The following is an 18666-nucleotide window of genomic DNA, read 5'->3' as shown; positions in this document are numbered from 1 at the left end:
AATCAATCCTTCTGGGAAGAGGCGAGCCAGCCGCGCGGCAGCATGCGCACCAGCGTGGCATCGCGTTGGAAAAAGTGGTGGTAGAGCGCGGCGCCAGCATGCGCCAGCACCACCGCGATCAACAGCCAGAAACCGTACTCATGGATGGCATGCGACACGGCGACCGTCTGCGGATCCGGTGCCACCAGCTTGGGCACGTCGACCAGCCCGAACCAGCGGAACGGGCGCAGGCCACTGGCCGAGTCGTAGATCCAGCCGGACAGCGGAATGGCGAACATCAGCACGTACAGCAGCCCGTGCGTCGCACTGGCAATGCGTTCCTGCCAACTCGGCGTGCCCGGCACTGCCGGGGGCGCACCGGCATACAGGCGCCAGCCCAGCCGCAGGGCCACCAGCGCCAGCACGCTGATGCCCAGGGATTTGTGCGCGGTGTACACCCAGAAATACTTCGGCGTCTTCGGCAGTTCGCCCATGGTCAGTCCCACCACCCCCAGGGTGAGGATCAGGATGGCGATCAGCCAGTGCAGGGACTGGCTCACGCCTCCCCAGCGTTGTGCATTGGGACGGGTCATGGCGTGCTCCTGGCAGGCGGTTCGGGCGCAACGGGGGCTGCTGGCGCAGCAGCAGGCGGTTCGTCATCAGCGCCGCTGCGGTCGCGGACCGCCTCGGCTTCGATTCGCAGCTGCACGCTGTCGCCGATCATGCTGGACCACGCAGTAAGGCCGAAGTCACGGCGGCTCAAGGTGGTCGTCGCGGAAAAACCGGCGGTGCGGCGGAACGGTGGCAGCGGATGCCGCTTGAGGGCGTTGAGCGTCACCTCCAGCACCACCTCGCGGGTGACCCCGCGCAGGGTCAGCCCACCGATGACGCGCGCGTGCGTGTCATCAATCGGTTCCACCCGGGTAGACACGAAGCGTGCTTCGGGGAAGCGCTCACCGTCGAGCAGGTTGCGCGCCAGCGTGGCCTGGTTCCACTTTGCATCGCCCAGGTCCAGGCGGGTGATCGGCACGCGTACGTCCAGCCGCGAGGCGGCCCAGTCGGACGGGTCGAAATACAACTCGCCCTCGCTGCCCGATACGGTGCCCAGTGCATGGGAGAAGCCGGCGTGTTCAATGGCGAACAGCACCCGTGTATGCACCGGGTCGAGGCGGTACAGCGGCGTGGCGGCCAGCCCCATGCAGGGCAGGGCGGACAGCAGCAAGGCGAGGGTGAGACGTTGCAGCACGCGGTGGGCTCCTGCAGGGGGACGTGACGATCATACGCACGGCACCGGCTTCGCGAGCAGCCACATGGCTGCAACAGTTCATGGTGCCGATGACGCCTTGGCTGTCAGGGCGTGTCGGCAACGACAGCGGCAGCCTCCGCCTCGACGGACGCCTCGTCAAGGCTGTGTGACAATCGCCGGCATCCAAGGGGAAGCGATGGTCAGGCACATGCATCATGGACGGGCATTGGGATGGCTGCTGGCAATGGCCAGCACCGTGCTGGCCGGGCTGCTGCCCGGCCCGGCAATGGCCGCCACGCAGGACGCCGCCGAAACGCCCCGGCTGCGGCGCCTGGGCACCGCCGAAGGCCTGCCTTCGCGCATGGTGACCGCGCTGGCGCAGGATCGCCAGGGCTACCTGTGGGCCGCTACCGACGGCGGACTGGCGCGTTACGACGGCGTGTCGCTGCGCAGCTGGCGGCATGACCCGCAGGTGGAAGGCAGCCTGCCCGGCAACGAGATCGAAACGTTGCTGGTGGATGCGCAGGACCGGCTGTGGCTGGGCATCAACGGCGTGGGCCTGGTGCGCATGGGACCGGCCCGTGACGCCTTCGAGTCGATCAACGATCTCAACGAAACCTGCCAGGGACAGTTCTGGACGCTGGCCGATCACGACAAATCGTTGTGGATCGGCACCAGCGCCTATGGACTGTGCCGGCGCGACGAAGCCGGCAACGTGCAGGTGTTCCGCCATGATCCGGCCAATCCGCGCAGCATCCCGAGCGATACGATCTATTCCAGCCTGGTGGACGAACGCGGACGCTTGTGGATCGGCACCGAGCAGGGCGTCGCACGCTGGGACGGAACCGGCTTCGAGCGGGTTGGCGTGGCCACCCTGGGCACGACGGCGGTGCTGCGGCTGAGCCGCGATGCCGGCGGCAGTGTCTGGGTGGGGACCCAGGCGGAGGGCATGTTCGGCATCGATGCCGACGACCGGGTACATCGTCCGCAGTGGTCACAAGGGGGGACGCTGCGCTCTTCGATGGTCCTGCATGATCGCCAGGGCGGCTACTGGGTCGGCGGTTCGGAGGGGCTGCTGCGTGGCGATGAAAAGCAGCTGCGGCGGCTCGAAGGCGACCGCGGTAGTGGCTTCCTGACCGCACACAGTGGCGTGCTGGACCTGCTGCAGGATCACGAAGGCGGCATCTGGATCGCGCTGCTCACCCAGGGCCTGGCCTATCTGCCGCCGGACTGGAAGCGCTTTTCGACGTGGTACCAGCTGGATGGCAAACCACTCGACAGCCAATACCTGCTCAGCGCCGCCAGTGATGGCACCGACTTCTACATCGGTGCGGCGCATGGCGTGTACCGACTGGATGGAAAAGGCACGTTGTCGCTGCTGGTCAGCGATGAAACCATCGGCAGCGGCGCCATCTGGTCGCTGCTGCCACGTGCCGACGGCAGCGTGTGGCTGGGGCGTGCCGGGCGCATCACGGTGTACGACCCCCGCCGGGGTACCCATCGTGACTGGTTGATCCACGGCGGCGCGGACCTGCGCCAACGCATCGACCTGATGCGCGCCGCGCCGGATGGAACGGTGTGGTTGTCGGTGATGAACCATGGCTTGCAGCAGCGTGCCGGTGATGGACGCGTGCTGCGCGAAGTGCTGGCCGCCGACCTGCCCGGGCGCAGTGAAGCGCCGGTTGAACAGATCCGCTTCGACGCCCGTGGCCAGCCATGGATCGTCGGCGACATGGGCGTGCTGCGCTTCCAGGACGACACCTTCATCGCCGTGCCGGGGGTGTCACGTGGGCCGATCTTCGACATCGCCTGGATGACCCCGACCAGCCTGTGGCTGGCACGCCAAGGTGCCTTTGAACGTTATGACTGGGATGGCCTGGGCCTGACCCTGCGCGAGCAGGTCGCGGCAAATGAAGGCGTGCCTCCGGTTTCAATCGGCGGCCTGGTGCCTGGCGCGGACGGGCAGCTGTGGGCCACCAGTCCGCGCGGCCTGATGCGCTGGGATCCGCAGAGCCGGCAACTGCGGCTGTACACCGAACGTGATGGACTGCCGGATGCCGAGTTCACCGGTCGTCCCCCCGCCCAGGACGCGGCAGGGCGCGTGCTGGCGGTGTCGCAGACCGGCCTGGTGGGCTTCGACCCCGGCGTGCAGGATGCCGCACTGCCGCCATCGCAGCTGGTGCTCGGCGCGCTGCGGGTGCGCCGCGACGACGGCGAAGGCTGGCAGGAGTTGCCGCTCGGGGCCCCGGTGGTGCTGGGGCCGGATGATCGCGACCTGCAGATCAACGCACGCCTGCTGTCCTTTGCCAATCCGCTCAGCAACGCCTACCGCTTCCGCGTGGAGGGATACGACCTGAACTGGGTGCCGGCGGTGGACGGCGAACGCACCTTGTCGCGGCTGCCGGCAGGCCACTACGGCATTGAAGTCCAGGCACGCCGCGCCGGCGGTGAGTGGACCGCTGCCCCCGACCTGCACGTGCAGGTGCTGCCGCCGTGGTGGCGCAGCGGCGTTGCGCTGTCGCTGTATGCGGTGAGCGGCGTGGCGCTGCTGGCGGCACTGGGCGGGTACGTGCGGCTGCGGCTGCGGCGTCGCCAGCAATGGCAGCTGAGCCTGCACAAGCAGCACCTGGCCGAGCAGGCATCGCAGGCCAAGAGTCATTTCCTGGCCACGCTGGGCCATGAGGTGCGCACCCCGATGACCGGCGTGCTGGGCATGAGCGAGCTGTTGCTGGATTCGGCGCTGGATGAGCAGCAGCGCGGCTACGCCGGCGCCATCCACCAGGCCGGCACCCACCTGCTGCGACTGGTCAACGATGCGCTGGACCTGGCGCGCATCGAGGCCGGCCGGCTGGAACTGGACATCCGGCCGTTCGACCTCGGTGCGCTGCTGGACGAAGTACAGGGATTGATGGAACCCCTGGCGCGGCAGCGCGGGCTCGACTTCCAGCGCCGGGTCGGCATGCCCGGCTACGTGTCGGCCAGCGGCGATGAGATGCGCGTGCGGCAGATCCTGATGAACCTGTTGGGCAACGCCATCAAGTTCACCGAACGCGGCGCGGTGCGCCTGGAAGCCCACCCCTGCGAGGGAGGGGTCGGGCTCGCCTTCGAGGTCATCGATACTGGTCCGGGCATCAGTGCCGAGCAGCAGGCGCGGCTGTTCGAGCGCTTCGAACAGGCCGAGGGACCCCGCACCGCCTCGCGCTTCGGTGGCTCCGGGCTGGGGCTGGCGATCTGCCAGGAACTCGCCGTGGCCATGGGCGGGCGCATCGGCGTACAGAGCCGTCCGGGCCACGGGGCGTGTTTCCGGGTGGAACTGCCGCTGCCGTGGCAGCAGGAGGCTGGGCCGCCTGGGCCCGGCGCCGATTCGCTTTCACTGGAGCTGCCCGGCCTGGCGATCCTGCTGGTGGAAGATGATCCGACCGTGGCCCGGGTCATCGTCGGCCTGCTGTCGGCGCGCGGCCACCGCGTGGTCCATGTGCTGCACGGACTGGCGGCATTGGCCGAAGTGACCACCTCCTCCTTCGATGTCGGACTGCTGGACCTGGACCTGCCTGCGCTGGACGGCCTGGCCCTGGCGCGGCAGCTGCGCGCCCTCGCGCATGACTTCCCGCTGGTGGCGGTGACCGCCCGTTCCGACGCCTATGCGGAAGCGGAAGTGCTGGCAGCAGGATTCGACGGATTCCTGCGCAAGCCGGTGACCGGCGATATGCTGGTCGGTGCCATCGCGCGCGCGCGCCAGCGCCGTCCATGGCCGTGAATCCTGCCGTGGCAGCGGATTGCCCGCGGCGCGCCCCGCGCGAAGGGCAGGGCTTCGGTTTACCATGCCGGGACGGCGATGTGCTGTCGCATCCACCGCTGCGTTGAACGCGCGGTCTGGCAGGTGAGGGACGGCAATGCGGAGATGGCAAGGGTGATGGGGCGTGGGAATGTAATCGCGTTGTTGCTGTCGGCCTGGCTGCTGTGCGTGCCAGCGCACGTGCTGGCGCAGCCGGTGCCGCCCACGCCACGCCAGCTGACCGTGTTCGATGGGCTGCCTTCCAACACCGTCAACCGCATGGCCGAAGATCGCCTGGGCTATCTCTGGATCGCCACCAACGACGGGCTGGCGCGCTTCGACGGCCGCAGCTATCGCATCTGGCGCGCTGAGGATGGCCTGCGTGACAACCGCATCTGGACGGTGCTGGCCGACGCGCGCAACCAGTTGTGGATCGGCACGGAAAACGCCGGGCTGGTGCGGCTGTCCGCCGACCGCCGGCAGATGCGTTTCTATGACCGCGCCAGCCAGCCCCTGCTGGCCAGCAACACGGTGTGGAGCGTCGCCTCCACCCCCGATGGTGCGATCTGGTTCGGCACCTATGAGGGCGGCCTGTACCGCCTGGATGCGCAGGACCGGTTGCAGCGCTTCCTGCCCGAGCCGGGCAACCCGCGCAGCCTGCCGTCCAACAGCGTACCGTTCCTGGCCACGCTGCCCGATGGCACGCTGTGGGTCGGCACCAAGCGCGGACTGGCGCGCTGGACCGGCAGCGATTTCGAGCGCATGCCGGATGCGCTGCCCGCCGATGCGGTGATCAACGGAATGACCGCCGACGCCGATGGCAGCTTGTGGATCAACACGCTCGGCAGTGTCATCGTGCGGCGCGCCGACGGGCGCTTCGAACCTGCGCCCTGGCCGGTACCGGCCGGGGACCAGGTGCTCGGCGTGATGCTGCATGACGAACAGGGCGGCTACTGGCTGGACACCCGTTCAGGACTGGGCCGGGGGGTGGAAGGGCATTACCAGCAGGTGCCGCTGTACAGCGCGCTCGCGCGGGGGCGGGTACGCCCGAACTGGAGCGGCGCTTTCCAGGATCGCGAAGGCGGCATCTGGCTGGCCAGCACCAATGCCGGGCTGTGGCACCTGCTGCCGCGCTGGTGGCAGTTCTCGGTGCTCGCCCGGCTGGAAGACGAGCCTTCGTCACTGCGCAATGCTTTCGTGCTGGGCACCGCGGCGTCGCGCGATGGGGGCGTGTGGACGGTGGGCGGCCACGGCGCGCTGGACAAGCTGGACCCGGCCACCGGGAAAGTGCAGCAGCACCTGACCTGGGTCAACGGCAACCATTGGTTGTTGTCGGTGGCCGAGGATGCCCGCGGGCGGGTCTGGATCGGATCGATGGATGCGCTGCTGCGCTACGACCCGGCCAGTCGCCAACTGCTGCGCTGGGGCACCGGCGTCGGCCGGGATGCGGTTATGGAGGGCAACGTCCAAGACATCGCCGTGTGCGGCGACCAGGTCTGGACGATGTCGCCGCCCGGCGTGCAGGCGCGTGACCTGGACGGGCACCTGCTGCATGACGTACCGCTTGGGCAGGGTGGGCTGCAGTCGGGCCAGCTCGCGACCAGCCTGGAATGCGGTCCGCGCGGCCTGCCCTGGCTGACCAGCAGCGCCGGCGTGCAGGAATGGGATGCGCAGGGGGCGCGCTTCGTGCAGGTCGATGGCGGTCCTTCCGGGGCCGTGCATGCGATGGTGCTGGCGGCCGACGACCAGGTCTGGTTGTCGCAGGATGGTCGCCTGGTGCAGCACCGGTGGAACGGCAATGCGCTGCAGCGGCATCGCGCGATCGGCGCGGTGCAGGGCTATCCGGCGCTGGCCGCCAACGGGCTGGCGGTGGGTGCCGACGGCATCGTCTGGGCCAGCAGCCCGCGCGGCATGCTGCGGGTGGACCCGCGCGCACCGAGCGTGCGGCTCTACGGGGTGCATGACGGCCTGCCCAGCCAGGAGTTCCGTGAAAACACGCTGGTGACCGCGGCCGGTGGACAGCTGCTGGCAGGCACGCCGGCCGGGCTGGTGGTGTTCGATCCGCTGAAGGTGGGGCCGCCCACGCGGCAGGCGCCGCTGGTGATCGAGCGGGTCGAGGTCAGTCGCGGTGACAAGGTGGTCGAGCTGACCCACGATGCAGCCGTGACCATCGAAGACGGTGACCGTGACCTGCACATCGTGGCGCGCCTGCTGTCCTTCAGTGATGCGGCCTCGAATGTCTATCGCTTCCGGCTGGCGGGCTACGACCCGGACTGGGTGGATGGCGGGGCAGGCGGGGAGCGGGTGTTCTCGGCGCTGCCGCCGGGGCGTTACGCACTGGAAGTGCAGGCACGCTCCGCCGACCACGTCTGGTCGCGGGTGCAGACGCTTGAATTCCAGGTGCTGCCACCGTGGTGGCGCAGCGTTACCGGCGTGCTGGTGCTGGCCGCGGCGTCGCTGCTGCTGCTGAGCGGTTTTGCCTGGTTGTACCGGCGGCGGCTGCACCGGCGGCACGACTACCAGATGGCCGTGCACAAGCAGGAAGTGGCCGAGCAGGCATCGGCGGCCAAGACCCGCTTCCTGGCCAATCTGGGACACGAGGTGCGCACGCCGATGACCGGCGTGCTGGGCATGACCGAACTGCTGCTGTCATCGCCGCTGGACACGCGCCAGCGCAGCCAGGCCGAATCGATCCGAAGCGCGGGCGAGCACTTGCTGCTGCTGGTCAACGATGCGTTGGACCTGGCGCGGATCGAATCGGGCCGGTTGGAACTGCAGTCGCAGAGCATCGATCTGCACGCGCTGCTTGCCGAAGTGCAGGCGCTGACCGCGCCGCTGGCGCGGCAGAAAGCGGTGCAGTTCACGTTGTACAACGAGCTGGATCCGGGCCTGGCCGCCGAAGGGGATCCGCTGCGGGTCCGGCAGATCCTGCTGAACCTGCTCGGCAATGCGGTGAAGTTCACCCAGCGCGGCTCCATCACCCTGCTGGCGCGTGCCGAAAGCCCGTCCAGCGGACTCTGCTTCGAGGTCGCCGACACCGGGCCCGGCATCAGCCACGAGCTGCAGAAACGCCTGTTCCGACGCTTCGAACAGGCCGAAGGGGCGCGTACCGCGGCCCAGTACGGCGGCAGTGGGCTGGGGCTGGCGATCAGCCGCGAACTGGCGTTGGCGATGGGCGGCGACATCAGCGTGGAAAGCCAGTTGGGCCGCGGCACGCGGTTCCGCGTCGACCTGCCGCTGCCGCTGCACGCGCTGGACGTCAGCGGTGCGCCCGCCACGCAGCTGCGCCCGGCGCCGGCGCTCCCGCTGCGCATCCTGCTGGTGGAAGACGATCCGACCGTCGCCGAGGTGGTCGGCGGGCTGCTGCGCGCGCGCGGGCACGAGGTGGTGCATGCCGAGCACGCGCTGGCCGCCCTGCGCGAGATGGCCGGTGAACGCTTCGACATCGGCCTGCTCGACCTGGACCTGCCCGGCCTGAGTGGCTTCGACCTGGCCCTGCACCTGCGCAACCAGGGCCATGTGCTGCCCTTGCTGGCGGTGACCGCGCGCACCGATGCCGACCTGGCCGAGCGCGTCGGCGCTGCGGACATGCAGGGCTTCCTGCGCAAGCCGGTGACCGGCGACCTGCTGGCCGAGGCGATCGCCCGGGCGATGTCCCGGTAGCGCCGGGGCGGTGCCGATCGCGGTCGGCAGCTGCGCTATTCGGCGACTTCCTCGATCTGCTTCGGGTCCGGGCCGGTGTCGGGCAGCTGCCAGAAGATCAGCGTGGAGGTCAGCGTGATCGCGCCCACGCACAGGAACGTGGCATGCAGGGCCGCGGTGGCGCCGTGTGATTCCAGCGGCGCGAACGCCGCCAGCAGGCTGCCGGCGGCGGCGGCGCCGAAGCCTGCCGCCAGCATCATCACCATCGACAGCAGGCTGTTGCCGGAGCTGGCGAAGCCGACGTCCAGGTCGCGCAGGGTCACGGTGTTCATCACGGTGAACTGCAGCGAATTGACCGCCCCGAACAGCGCCAGCTGCAGCAGTCGCCAGCCCAGCGGCTGGTCCGGCGACATCAGCGCGAAGCTGGCCATGGCCAGGCCCACCAGCACGGTATTGGTCATCAGCACGCGCCGGTAGCCGAAGCGTTCCACCAGCTTCACCGCCAGTCGCTTGGAAACCATGCCGGCGGCGGCCACCGGGATCATCATCAGGCCGGCGTTCATCGGGCTCATGCCCATGCCGACCTGCAGCAGCAGAGGAATGAGCAGCGGCATGGCGCTGCTGCCGATGCGCGAGAACAGGTTGCCGAGGATGCCGATGCGGTAGCTGGGCACGCGGAACAGGGCGAGCGAAAACAGCGGCGCGGTGGAGTTGGCCGCGTGCAGCCAGTAGCCCACCAGCGCGGCCAGCCCGGCCACCGTCATCAGCATCACCAGCGCATGCGGGGTGCCCATTCCGGAGATGCCATCCAGCGCCAGCGACAGCACCACCATGCCGAAGGCCAGCATCACATAGCCGCGCAGGTCGAAGCGGCTGCGATGCGCGGCGTAGTGGTCGGGCATGACCTTCATCGCCACCAGGTAGCCGATCACCCCGATCGGCAGGTTGATCAGGAATACCCAGTGCCAGGACGCCACTTCCACCAGCCAGCCGCCCAGCGTGGGACCGATCAACGGGCCGATCAGCGCCGGGATGGCGATGAAGCTCATCGCCCGCAGGAAGTCTTCGCGCGGCACCGAGCGCATCACCGCCAGCCGCCCGACCGGCAGCAGCATGGCCCCGCCGATGCCCTGCAGCACGCGCGCGGCCACCAGCTGGTGCAGGCTCTGGGCCAGTGCGCAGGCCAGCGACCCGAGGGTGAACAGGATGATCGCGACCAGGAAGGTACGCCGGGTGCCGAAACGGTCGGCGATCCAGCCCGATGCCGGAATGAACGTGGCCACCGCCAGGGCGTAGCTGAAGACCACCGACTGCATCTGCAGCGGGCTTTCGCCCAGGCTGCGCGCCATCGCCGGCAGCGCGGTGTTGACGATGGTGGAGTCCAGCATCTGCATGAAGATCGCCAGCGACACCAGCCACAGCAGGGGACGGATGGAGGCGTAGCTTGACGTCATCGGGCTTGGATCCGCACGACCGGGAGGCGTCATCATCACCCAATGGCGGTCATGGCGCGATCAATGCACGCCATGCCGCCATGTAGGGAAAAGCGTCAGCGCGCGCTGAGCCGGTGCACGGCGTCCACCAGCACCTGCACGCTGGCCGGGTCCATGTCCGGCGACATGCCATGGCCGAGGTTGAACACGTGGCCTTCGCGCGAACCGCCGTTGCCGGCCGCGTAGGTGTCCAGCACCCGCCCGGCCGCCGCGGTGATCGCTTCGGGGCTGGCATACAGGGTGGTCGGATCCAGGTTGCCCTGCAGTGCGACCCGTCCGCCGGTACGCCGCACGGCCTCGTCCAGGTCCAGCGTCCAGTCCAGGCCGAGCGCATCGGCGCCGGTGTGCGACAGGGCTTCCAGATGCAGGCCGGTGCCCTTGCCGAACAGGATCAACGGCGTGCGCTCGCTGCCCTGGCCGCGTTCGAGTTCGGCGGAAATCCGCTGCAGGTAGCGCAGCGAGAACTCACGGTACATCGCCGGGGACAGGACGCCGCCCCAGGTGTCGAACACCTGCAGCGCCTGCGCGCCGGCCGCGCGCTGCGCGCCGAGGTAGGCGATCACCGCATCGGTCACCACCTCCAGCAGCCGGTGCAGTTCCTGCGGGTGGTTCAGCGCCATCGCCTTGATGCGCGCGAAATCCTTGCTGCCGCCGCCTTCCACCATGTAGCAGGCGAGTGTCCACGGGCTGCCGGAAAAACCGATCAGCGGCACCTGGCCATCCAGTTCGCGGCGGATCACCCGTACCGCGTCCATGACATAGCGCAGTTCCTGTTCCATGTCCGGCACCGCCAGCCGGGCGATGGCCGCGGTATCGCGGACCGGATGGCGGAACTTGGGACCTTCGCCCTCGACGAAGTACAGCTCCAGACCCATCGCATCGGGAATGGTCAGGATGTCGGAGAACAGGATCGCCGCGTCCAGCGGGAAGCGGCGCAGCGGCTGCAGGGTGACCTCGCAGGCGATCTCCGGATTCTTCGCCATGGCCAGGAAGCTGCCGGCCTTGGCGCGCGTGGCGCGGTATTCCGGCAGGTAACGGCCGGCCTGGCGCATCAGCCAGACGGGCGTGTGGTCCACCGGTTCGCGGCGCAGGGCGCGCAGCAGGCGATCATTGCGGAGGGGACTGGTCACGTAAGGGTGTTCCTTGTGCGGGTGGGACGTGGGCGCGGTGCGGGGGAGGTGCGATCAGGTGCTGCCTTCGACGAGCGCGAAGCCGCGATGCAGTTCTGCATCGCGCGCCTTGTCGAAGGCAGCGCGGGCCTCATCCTGGTCCAGGTACAGCTCGCGGCGAAGCTGCGACCGGCCGCCGATGCGACCTGTTTCGCGCAGCAGTTCCCAACCACCGAACAGGTCCGGCAGCAGGGTCAGGCGCAGGAAGCGGGGCGCTTCGGTGCCGGTTGCAGGGTGTTGCAGGAAGGCATGCATGGCGCAAGTGTAGCGCCGCGCTATGTGACCCGGAGACAAGGCGGATACTACGGCGCGTCCGAAAGCCGCGGGAACGGGCAGGCGGCGGGGCACCGTGGGGTCGATCGAACGGGTGAGGCCCCTCGCGGGTAGCTGAAAGCCGTTGCTGGGTCTGGGCCGGGCGGGGAGGCTGTGCGGGGCACGCGCAAGTACGTCCATGTAGCTCTTCGCGGCTCCTGCCGCTCAAGGCCCCGCACAGCCTCCCCGCCCGACCCGCTGACGGGTTCCGGTGGCCGCCACCGCGTAGAAAAAAAACAAAGGCAGGGGTCAGAGTCCTTTCGCGTAGCGAAAGGACTCTGACCCCATGCTTGACCCCATGCCTGAAGGCTGCGCGCTCAGCCGGCGGCCAGCACCGCCAGCACGGCCTCGTCGTGCACATCGGCCACGACTTCGGCTTTGCCGATGCCGCGCCAGAGCACCAGCCGCAGCCGCCCGGCCACGTTCTTCTTGTCCAGCCGCATGCGTTCCAGCAGCGCCTGCGGGGCCAGCCCGGCGGGAATGGCGACCGGCAGCTGCAGTGACTGCAGCAAGGCCACCAGGCGATCGGCGTCGGCGGCGGGCGCGCGGTCCAGCGCGGTGGAAAGCCGCGCCGCCAGCACCATGCCGACCGCGACCGCTTCGCCGTGGTTGAGCGCATCACGGCCTGGGGCGGCGTAGCCCTGCTCGGTCTCGATCGCATGGCCGAAGGTGTGGCCGAGATTGAGCAGGGCGCGCTCGCCCTTTTCCAGCGGGTCACGCGCGACGATGGCGGCCTTGTGCGCGCAGCTGCGCGCGATGGCTTCGGCCAGCAGCGCGCTGTCGCCGGCAGACAGGGCCTGCGCATGCTGCTGCAGCCAGTCGAAGAACTCCGGATCGCCGAGTGCCCCGTACTTGACCACTTCAGCCAGGCCGGCGCGCAGTTCGCGCACCGGCAGCGTGGAAAGTACCTGGGTGTCGGCGATCACCGCGCGCGGCGGATGGAAGGCGCCGACCAGGTTCTTGCCCGCCGCGATGTCCACCGCGGTCTTGCCGCCCACCGACGAATCCACCATGGCCAGCAGCGTGGTCGGCAACTGCACGCAGTCCACCCCGCGCATCCAGCAGGCGGCGGCAAAGCCGGACAGGTCACCCACCACCCCGCCGCCCAGCGCGAGCACGCAGGCATCGCGGGTGGCGCCCAGCGCGGCCAGCGCTTCGATGGCCCGGCCGAACTCGGCCAGCGTCTTGGACGCTTCGCCGGCCGGCAGCACGTGGTCGCCGATGAGCAGGTCCGGTCGCGCCTGCAGCAGCGCGGCACGCACGCCAGCCAGGTACAGCGGGGCGACCTCGCTGTCGCTGACCAGCAGCACGTGGCGACCGCGCACATGGCGGGCCAGGGCGTGGCCGTCGGCGAGCTGGCCCGGGCCGATGGTGATCGAATACGGATGCGCGCCGCCGACGGCGACGTGCAGGGGGGGAGTGTCGGTCATGCGATGAGGTCCTGTCGCTGCCAGTGCGCGGCCAGCTTCACCACCAGCTGGGAAGTGGCCTCGGCGGCGGTATAGAGGTCGGTATCCAGGGTGAGGTCGGCCAGCTGCCGGTACAGCGGATCGCGGTGGTAGGCCAGGTCCTGCAGCACCTGTTCGCGATCCGGCCGCTGCAGCAGCGGGCGGCCCTTGTCGCGCGCCAGGCGTTCCAGCTGGGCCGCAACGCTGACCCGCAGGTAGACCACATAGCCATGCGCGGCGATGGCCTGGCGGTTGCCGGCATCCAGCACCGCGCCGCCACCGGTGGACACCAGCTGGCCGTGGCCGCTGAGCACCTGCTGCAGGGCCTGCCGTTCATGCTGGCGGAACCCGGCTTCGCCGGCCAGTTCGAACAGGGTCGGGATGCTGGCGCCGGCGTTGTCGACGATCACCTGGTCCAGGTCGATGAAGTCCAGCGTGAACCGTTCGGCGAGGCGACGGCCGATGCAGGTTTTACCGGCCCCCATGGGGCCGATCAGGATCAGGTTCGGTGCGGGATTCATGCCCTGCGATGCTAACACCTCCGTGACATTCCTTTACGCCCCGACGCCCCAGCCTTGGCCAGCGCGGAGCTTCCCGCGCGCCACGGAGCAGCCACCATGTCGGTTGCCAAGGTCATCGAAATCAACGCCTCCTCCAAGACCAGTGTCGAGGATGCGGTACGCAGCGGGCTGAAGAAGGTTTCCGAAAGCGTGAAGAACATCCAGGGCGCCTGGATCAACGAGACCAAGGTGGTAACCAGCGGCAGCGGCGAGATCACCGAGTGGCGGGTCAACCTGAAGGTCACCTTCCTGGTTGAATAGGGCCGTCCCGCGTCCCGCGTCGCGCGGATCCGGCTCAGCGGACCTCGACGATGCGGCGCTCGGCGTCCAGCGCGATCACCCGGTCGGCCAACGCCGGCAGGGTGCGCAGGGCCTGCCGGCTGACCCGTTCGTAGTACTGCACGAAGCGCTCCAGCTGCGCCCGGGTCATGCCACTGCGTCCGGGCTGGGCGGCCTGCAGGTGTTGTTCCTGCTGCCAGCGCCAGCGTGGCACCACCGCGAAATCCGGCGGCTGCAGGAACCACAGCCGGTCACAGCGCTGCCACAGCGGGGCGTAGTGGTCGGCCAGCGCCTGGTTGCACCAGCGCCGCCAGCGGCCATCGCTGTCGGCATCGCGTTCCAGGGCATTGAGCGGTTCGTCGAGCGCGTCCGGCTGCTGCGCCGGCGTGCCCAGGAACCAGCCTTCGAACACCAGCAGGTCCAGTGGTGCATCCAGGTCCTGCCACTGCGCCGGCGGCAGCCGTTCATCGGCCAGTTTGTCGAAACGTGGCAGCGAGGTAGGCGCGCGGGCGATCACCGCATCGAGCACCGCATGCGCCAGTGGCAGATCATGCGTGCCGGGCGGGCCGCGGGTGACCAGCAGCGGATGCACGTCGCGCGCCAGCCGCTGGCGTTGGCCGCGGGTCAGGTAGACATCGTCCACCGACAGCGTCGCGGCCCGCAGGCCACGCGCTTGTGCACGTGCCACGACCTGCGCGGCCAGCGTCGATTTGCCGCTGCCCTGCAGGCCGCTGATCGCCAATACTGGCACCTCGGCGCCGCTGGCCAGCGCGTCATCCAGCGCCTGTTCGGCCAGCGTGTCCGGGAATCCTTTCGTGGTGGTCGTGTACGCAGTTGCCCTCATGCCGCCACAATAGCCCAATCCCTGCAGGAATGAAGTGTCATGAGCGAGCTCTACACCGAAGCGTTGTCCACCTTCTCGGCGCTGTTCGACGAGGCCCGGCAGGGCAGCGAGATCGAGCCCAACGCGATGACCGTGGCTACTGCCGACGCGGACGGACGTCCGTCCGCGCGCACCGTGCTGCTGAAGGCGTTCGATGCGCGCGGCTTCGTCTTCTACACGCACCTGGACAGCCACAAGGGGCGTGAGCTGCAGGCAAATCCACGGGCGGCGCTGTTGTTCCTGTGGCGCAGCCTGCGCGAGGCCGGCATCCAGGTGCGCATCGAAGGTGCGGTGGAGCAGGTCGACGATGCCGAGGCGGATGCGTACTTTGCTTCGCGGCCGCGGTTGAGCCAGATCGGCGCGTGGGCATCCAGCCAGTCCCGGACGCTGTCCTCGCGCGAGGAATTCGATACGCGGGTCGCCGAGGCAGAGGCGCGTTTCGACGGCCAGGACGTGCCGCGTCCGGACGGCTGGAGCGGGCTGCGGGTGGTGCCGGACCGCGTGGAATTCTGGTACGGGGCAAAGTTCCGCCTGCACGAGCGCTGGTGCTACGAGAAGGCCACCGATGGCAGCTGGAGCAAGCGCCAGCTGTATCCCTGAGCACGCGGCGCCGCGCGTTCATGACGTGATCTGCATGCTGCATCGGGTTCCACCGGCCGCACGCCAGTGACCGCTTCATGTGCCGGCAGGGCAGGCCGTTGCAGCTTCGGTTCTTTTCGGGAAGGGAGAGTCGGGATGGAGCTTCTGCGCGGGGTCTGGTCGGTTGCGCCGTTACGCGGCGGCGTGGAGTCGTGGCTGCTGCTCGCCGCGCGTGTGGTGGCCGGCGGGATGTTCAGCGTTTCAGGCTGGAACAAGCTGTTCACGGTGCCGGGTCGGGAACGCATGGTGGCCACGCTGCACGATGCCGGCATTCCGTTTCCCGGGCTCAGCGCGCCGGTATTGGGTGCGATCGAATGGGTGGCCGGGGCGCTGCTGGTGGCCGGCCTGCTCAGTCGTCCGTCGGCGCTGTTGCTGGCGGCGATCTGCGTGGTGGCCGCACTGACCGATGGGGTCGCACGCATTCCCGGCGGACTGGGCGTGCTGGACTGGCTGAGCTGGTTCTTCTACCTGACCGAGGTGCCACTGGCGGTCCTGCTGTCGTGGCTGGCGCTGGCCGGGAGTGGACGGTTCGCACTCGACGCGCGCTGGGCGGCGCGGCGGTAGCAAGGGTGTGGTGGGTGACGCGCGTTGCTCAGCAGGGAATCCGCCGTCACAGCCCCGCTGCGCGCAGCCAGCGCCACAAGGTGGTGCGCGAAATGCCCAGCGCCTGCGCCATTCCCTCGCGATCATTGCGGTGGGTCGCCAGCAGCTGCTGCAGTTGCACGCTGGACGGGCGCCCGGCGGCGAGCGGCGCGGCCGCCGAAGCGGGCGTGCCCTGCGCCAGTTCCGGTGCCAGTGACAGCAGTCGGTGTGCATCGATCAGGCCGTCGCCCGGCTGCCAGTGGATGCGCAGGCGGTCGACCAGGTTGCGAAGTTCGCGCACGTTGCCGGGCCAGTCCGCCGCACCCAGCAGGGCCATGGCGTCCTCGTCCAGCGGGGCGTCGATGCCGCGCAGCTGCTGGAAGAAGTGGTGCACCAGCAGGGCGACGTCGCCGCGCCGTGCACGCAGCGGCGGCAGCACGATGCGCAAGGTCGCCAGCCGATAGAAGAGGTCGCGACGGAACTGGCCGGCCTGTACGCGCTGCTCGAGCGACTGCAGGGTGGCGGCGACCACGCGCAGGTTGACCGGCGTGGGTTCGGTGGCGCCCACGCGCAGCACTTCGCGCTCTTCCAGCACGCGCAGCAGGCGGGTCTGCAACGGCAGCGGCAGCTCGCCGATTTCGTCCAGGAACAGCGTGCCGCCGTCGGAGGCTTCCACCAGCCCGATGCGACCACCGCGGCGGGCGCCGGTGAACGCGCCATCGCTGTAACCGAACAGTTCCGATTCCAGCAGCGATTCACTGATCGCGCCGCAGTTCAACGCGACGAAGCGGCCACGTCGCCCGCTTTCAGCGTGAAGCTGGCGGGCCACCAGTTCCTTGCCGGTGCCAGTCTCGCCGCTGACCAGCACGGTGCTGTCATGCGGGGCGTACAGCGCGATGTGCTGGCGGACCTTGGCCATCGCGCCGCTGTCGCCAAGCAGCGCCGTGCCCTGGCCTGCGCGGTTGCCGCGGCGTTGCCGCAGCGGCAGGCGGCGGCTGCCCGAACGTGCCAGCGTGTGGGCCAGCTCCAGCGCATGTTCAAAGGCCTGGCGGACCGAATCGGCCGAATACAGCAGCACGCCCTGCAGCCCGGCGGCTTCAGCGTGGTCGATGGCCATGCCGGTGCCGACGATGACTTCGATGCCGTTGGCGCGCAGGTCGGCGATGCAGTCGCGCGCGTCTTCGCGGGTGACGAAGCGGCGGTGCTCGATCTGCAGGCCGAAGCTGTCCTGGAAGCTGCCGAAGGTCGGCACGTCGCTGGCGTGGGTGACCAGGCCGATGCGCGGGGCGATGCGGCGCGCCCGCGCCAGCGCTTCCATCAGGTCGAAGCCGTTGGCCTGGATCGGCACCAGCGGCACGTCCAGCCGGCTGCGCAGCCAGGCCGCATTGGAGCCGCCGGCGATCACCACGTCGCAGTGTTCCTGGCGCAGCCGCTGGTTGATCACCGCAACGGCCTCCTCGAAGCCGAGGTTGATCTGTTCGATGCGCGCGCGGCGGTCGAATTCGGGAATGACATCGCCCAGCAGACCGGTCAGCCGGGACACGCTCACCGTCCAGATGACCGGCTGGGTGGGATCGGCATCGCCGGCGCTGTCGGGAGGGCGGGGCAGGTACATGGGCGTCACGGATCGCAGGGTGTTTCATGATACATCTGTTTCGATGTTTCATATGTTTCAAATCCATGGCTGGGCAAGGCAGGAGAATCAATGGCTTGCGGGTTGGCACGTTCTTTGCGCTGTCCTACGCTGACCCCTGACAGGATTGCTGCATGACTGCTTCCCTCGTTTCCGCCGGCGCCCGCTTCCGCCAGGCCCTGGCTGCCGAATCACCGCTGCAGGTGATCGGTGCGATCAATGCCAACCATGCGCTGCTGGCCAAGCGCGCCGGCTACCGCGCCATCTACCTGTCCGGCGGTGGCGTCGCGGCCGGTTCGTTGGGCCTGCCGGACCTGGGCATCAACACGCTGGAAGATGTGCTGATCGACGTGCGTCGCATCACCGATGTGTGCGACCTGCCGCTGATGGTGGACATCGATACCGGCTTCGGGCCCAGCGCGTTCAACATCGCGCGCACGGTGAAGTCGCTGATCAAGGCCGGTGCGGGTGCCTGCCATATCGAAGACCAGGTGGGCGCCAAGCGCTGCGGCCACCGGCCGGGCAAGGAGATCGTGTCGCAGGGCGAGATGGTGGACCGGGTCAAGGCCGCTGCCGATGCGAAGACCGATCCGGCGTTCTTCCTGATCGCGCGTACCGACGCCATCCAGGTCGACGGCGTGGACGCGGCCATCGAGCGCGCCATCGCCTGCGTGGAAGCCGGTGCCGACGGCATCTTCGCCGAAGCCGCCTATGACCTGGACACTTACCGCCGCTTCGTCGATGCGGTGAAGGTGCCGGTGCTGGCCAACATCACCGAATTCGGCGCCACCCCGCTGTTCAGCCGTGACGAGCTGGCCTCGGCCGGCGTGGCCATCCAGCTGTTCCCGCTGTCTGCCTTCCGCGCGGCCAACAAGGCCGCCGAAAGCGTGTACGAAGCGGTGCGCCGCGACGGCCACCAGCGCAATGTGGTGGATGCCATGCAGACCCGCAACGAACTCTACGACCGGATCGGCTACCACGCCTTCGAGCAGCAGCTCGATGCGCTGTTCGCCGCCAGGAAGTAAC

The 18666-nt window shown here is 69.0% G+C and carries 15 protein-coding genes; 6 read left to right on the top strand and 9 right to left on the bottom strand.

Annotated elements, in window-relative coordinates; translation table 11 throughout:
* Positions 1–2 precede the first annotated feature (2 nt).
* Positions 3–572 carry a cytochrome b gene (locus RTX79_RS13055; RefSeq protein ID WP_312684149.1) on the bottom strand — a complete coding sequence of 190 codons (570 nt, stop codon included), beginning with the start codon at positions 570–572 and terminating at the stop codon, positions 3–5.
* The gene (locus RTX79_RS13050) at positions 569–1177 is read right to left on the bottom strand and encodes a YceI family protein (protein ID WP_312684226.1); all 609 of its coding nucleotides are present in this window, start codon (positions 1175–1177) and stop codon (positions 569–571) included. The genes RTX79_RS13055 and RTX79_RS13050 overlap by 4 nt, the downstream gene beginning before the upstream one ends.
* Before the next feature lie 292 nt (positions 1178–1469).
* Here RTX79_RS13050 and RTX79_RS13045 point away from each other — a divergent pair, with 292 nt between their 5' ends.
* Together RTX79_RS13045 and RTX79_RS13040 are read left to right on the top strand one after the other, a co-directional pair.
* Complete coding sequence (locus RTX79_RS13045) at positions 1470–4982, top strand: hybrid sensor histidine kinase/response regulator (protein WP_312684148.1); 3513 nt, start codon at positions 1470–1472, stop codon at positions 4980–4982.
* Between the two features lie 156 nt (positions 4983–5138).
* Positions 5139–8663: a sensor histidine kinase gene (locus RTX79_RS13040; RefSeq protein WP_312684146.1), complete on the top strand. Its 3525-nt coding sequence runs from the start codon at positions 5139–5141 to the stop codon at positions 8661–8663.
* Between the two features lie 35 nt (positions 8664–8698).
* Here the strand turns inward: RTX79_RS13040 and mdtD are convergent, their stop codons facing one another.
* The 5 genes from mdtD to RTX79_RS13015 all read right to left on the bottom strand — a co-directional run bounded on the left by mdtD (position 8699) and on the right by RTX79_RS13015 (position 13585).
* Positions 8699–10096, bottom strand: a complete 1398-nt coding sequence (gene mdtD, locus RTX79_RS13035; protein WP_123699516.1) for a multidrug transporter subunit MdtD — start codon at positions 10094–10096, stop codon at positions 8699–8701.
* A gap of 95 nt (positions 10097–10191) precedes the next feature.
* Positions 10192–11265 (bottom strand): uroporphyrinogen decarboxylase, encoded by a 1074-nt coding sequence (gene hemE, locus RTX79_RS13030; protein WP_057508719.1) that lies wholly within the window; start codon positions 11263–11265, stop codon positions 10192–10194.
* 54 nt (positions 11266–11319) lie between these two features.
* Positions 11320–11559, bottom strand: a complete 240-nt coding sequence (locus RTX79_RS13025; RefSeq protein WP_312684144.1) for a WGR domain-containing protein — start codon at positions 11557–11559, stop codon at positions 11320–11322.
* Between the two features lie 374 nt (positions 11560–11933).
* Positions 11934–13046: a 3-dehydroquinate synthase gene (gene aroB / locus RTX79_RS13020; RefSeq protein ID WP_312684143.1), complete on the bottom strand. Its 1113-nt coding sequence runs from the start codon at positions 13044–13046 to the stop codon at positions 11934–11936.
* A complete protein-coding gene (locus RTX79_RS13015; RefSeq protein WP_057508722.1) occupies positions 13043–13585 on the bottom strand; it encodes a shikimate kinase in 543 nt (180 codons plus the stop codon). Before RTX79_RS13015 ends, aroB begins: the two co-directional genes overlap by 4 nt.
* 96 nt (positions 13586–13681) lie before the next feature.
* Here RTX79_RS13015 and RTX79_RS13010 point away from each other — a divergent pair, with 96 nt between their 5' ends.
* Positions 13682–13885: a dodecin family protein gene (locus RTX79_RS13010; RefSeq protein WP_057508723.1), complete on the top strand. Its 204-nt coding sequence runs from the start codon at positions 13682–13684 to the stop codon at positions 13883–13885.
* 34 nt (positions 13886–13919) lie between these two features.
* Here the strand turns inward: RTX79_RS13010 and RTX79_RS13005 are convergent, their stop codons facing one another.
* A complete protein-coding gene (locus RTX79_RS13005) occupies positions 13920–14747 on the bottom strand; it encodes a kinase (protein WP_312684141.1) in 828 nt (275 codons plus the stop codon).
* Between the two features lie 39 nt (positions 14748–14786).
* Here RTX79_RS13005 and pdxH point away from each other — a divergent pair, with 39 nt between their 5' ends.
* Together pdxH and RTX79_RS12995 are read left to right on the top strand one after the other, a co-directional pair.
* The gene (gene pdxH, locus RTX79_RS13000; RefSeq protein ID WP_312684140.1) at positions 14787–15386 is read left to right on the top strand and encodes a pyridoxamine 5'-phosphate oxidase; all 600 of its coding nucleotides are present in this window, start codon (positions 14787–14789) and stop codon (positions 15384–15386) included.
* Positions 15387–15521: 135 nt separating this feature from the next.
* Positions 15522–15989, top strand: a complete 468-nt coding sequence (locus tag RTX79_RS12995) for a DoxX family protein (protein ID WP_312684139.1) — start codon at positions 15522–15524, stop codon at positions 15987–15989.
* A 46-nt stretch (positions 15990–16035) separates the two neighbouring features.
* On the opposite strand, the gene prpR is transcribed toward RTX79_RS12995, so the two are convergent.
* A complete protein-coding gene (prpR, locus tag RTX79_RS12990) occupies positions 16036–17622 on the bottom strand; it encodes a propionate catabolism operon regulatory protein PrpR (protein ID WP_312684138.1) in 1587 nt (528 codons plus the stop codon).
* Between the two features lie 152 nt (positions 17623–17774).
* Here prpR and prpB point away from each other — a divergent pair, with 152 nt between their 5' ends.
* Positions 17775–18665, top strand: coding sequence for a methylisocitrate lyase (gene prpB / locus RTX79_RS12985; protein WP_057508727.1), 891 nt, complete (start codon positions 17775–17777; stop codon positions 18663–18665).
* The last annotated feature ends 1 nt before the right edge of the window (position 18666 follow it).

This window comes from Stenotrophomonas chelatiphaga (assembly GCF_032054965.1).
Lineage (GTDB): Bacteria > Pseudomonadota > Gammaproteobacteria > Xanthomonadales > Xanthomonadaceae > Stenotrophomonas > Stenotrophomonas chelatiphaga.
This window is presented reverse-complemented; position numbering and strand designations above follow the sequence as displayed.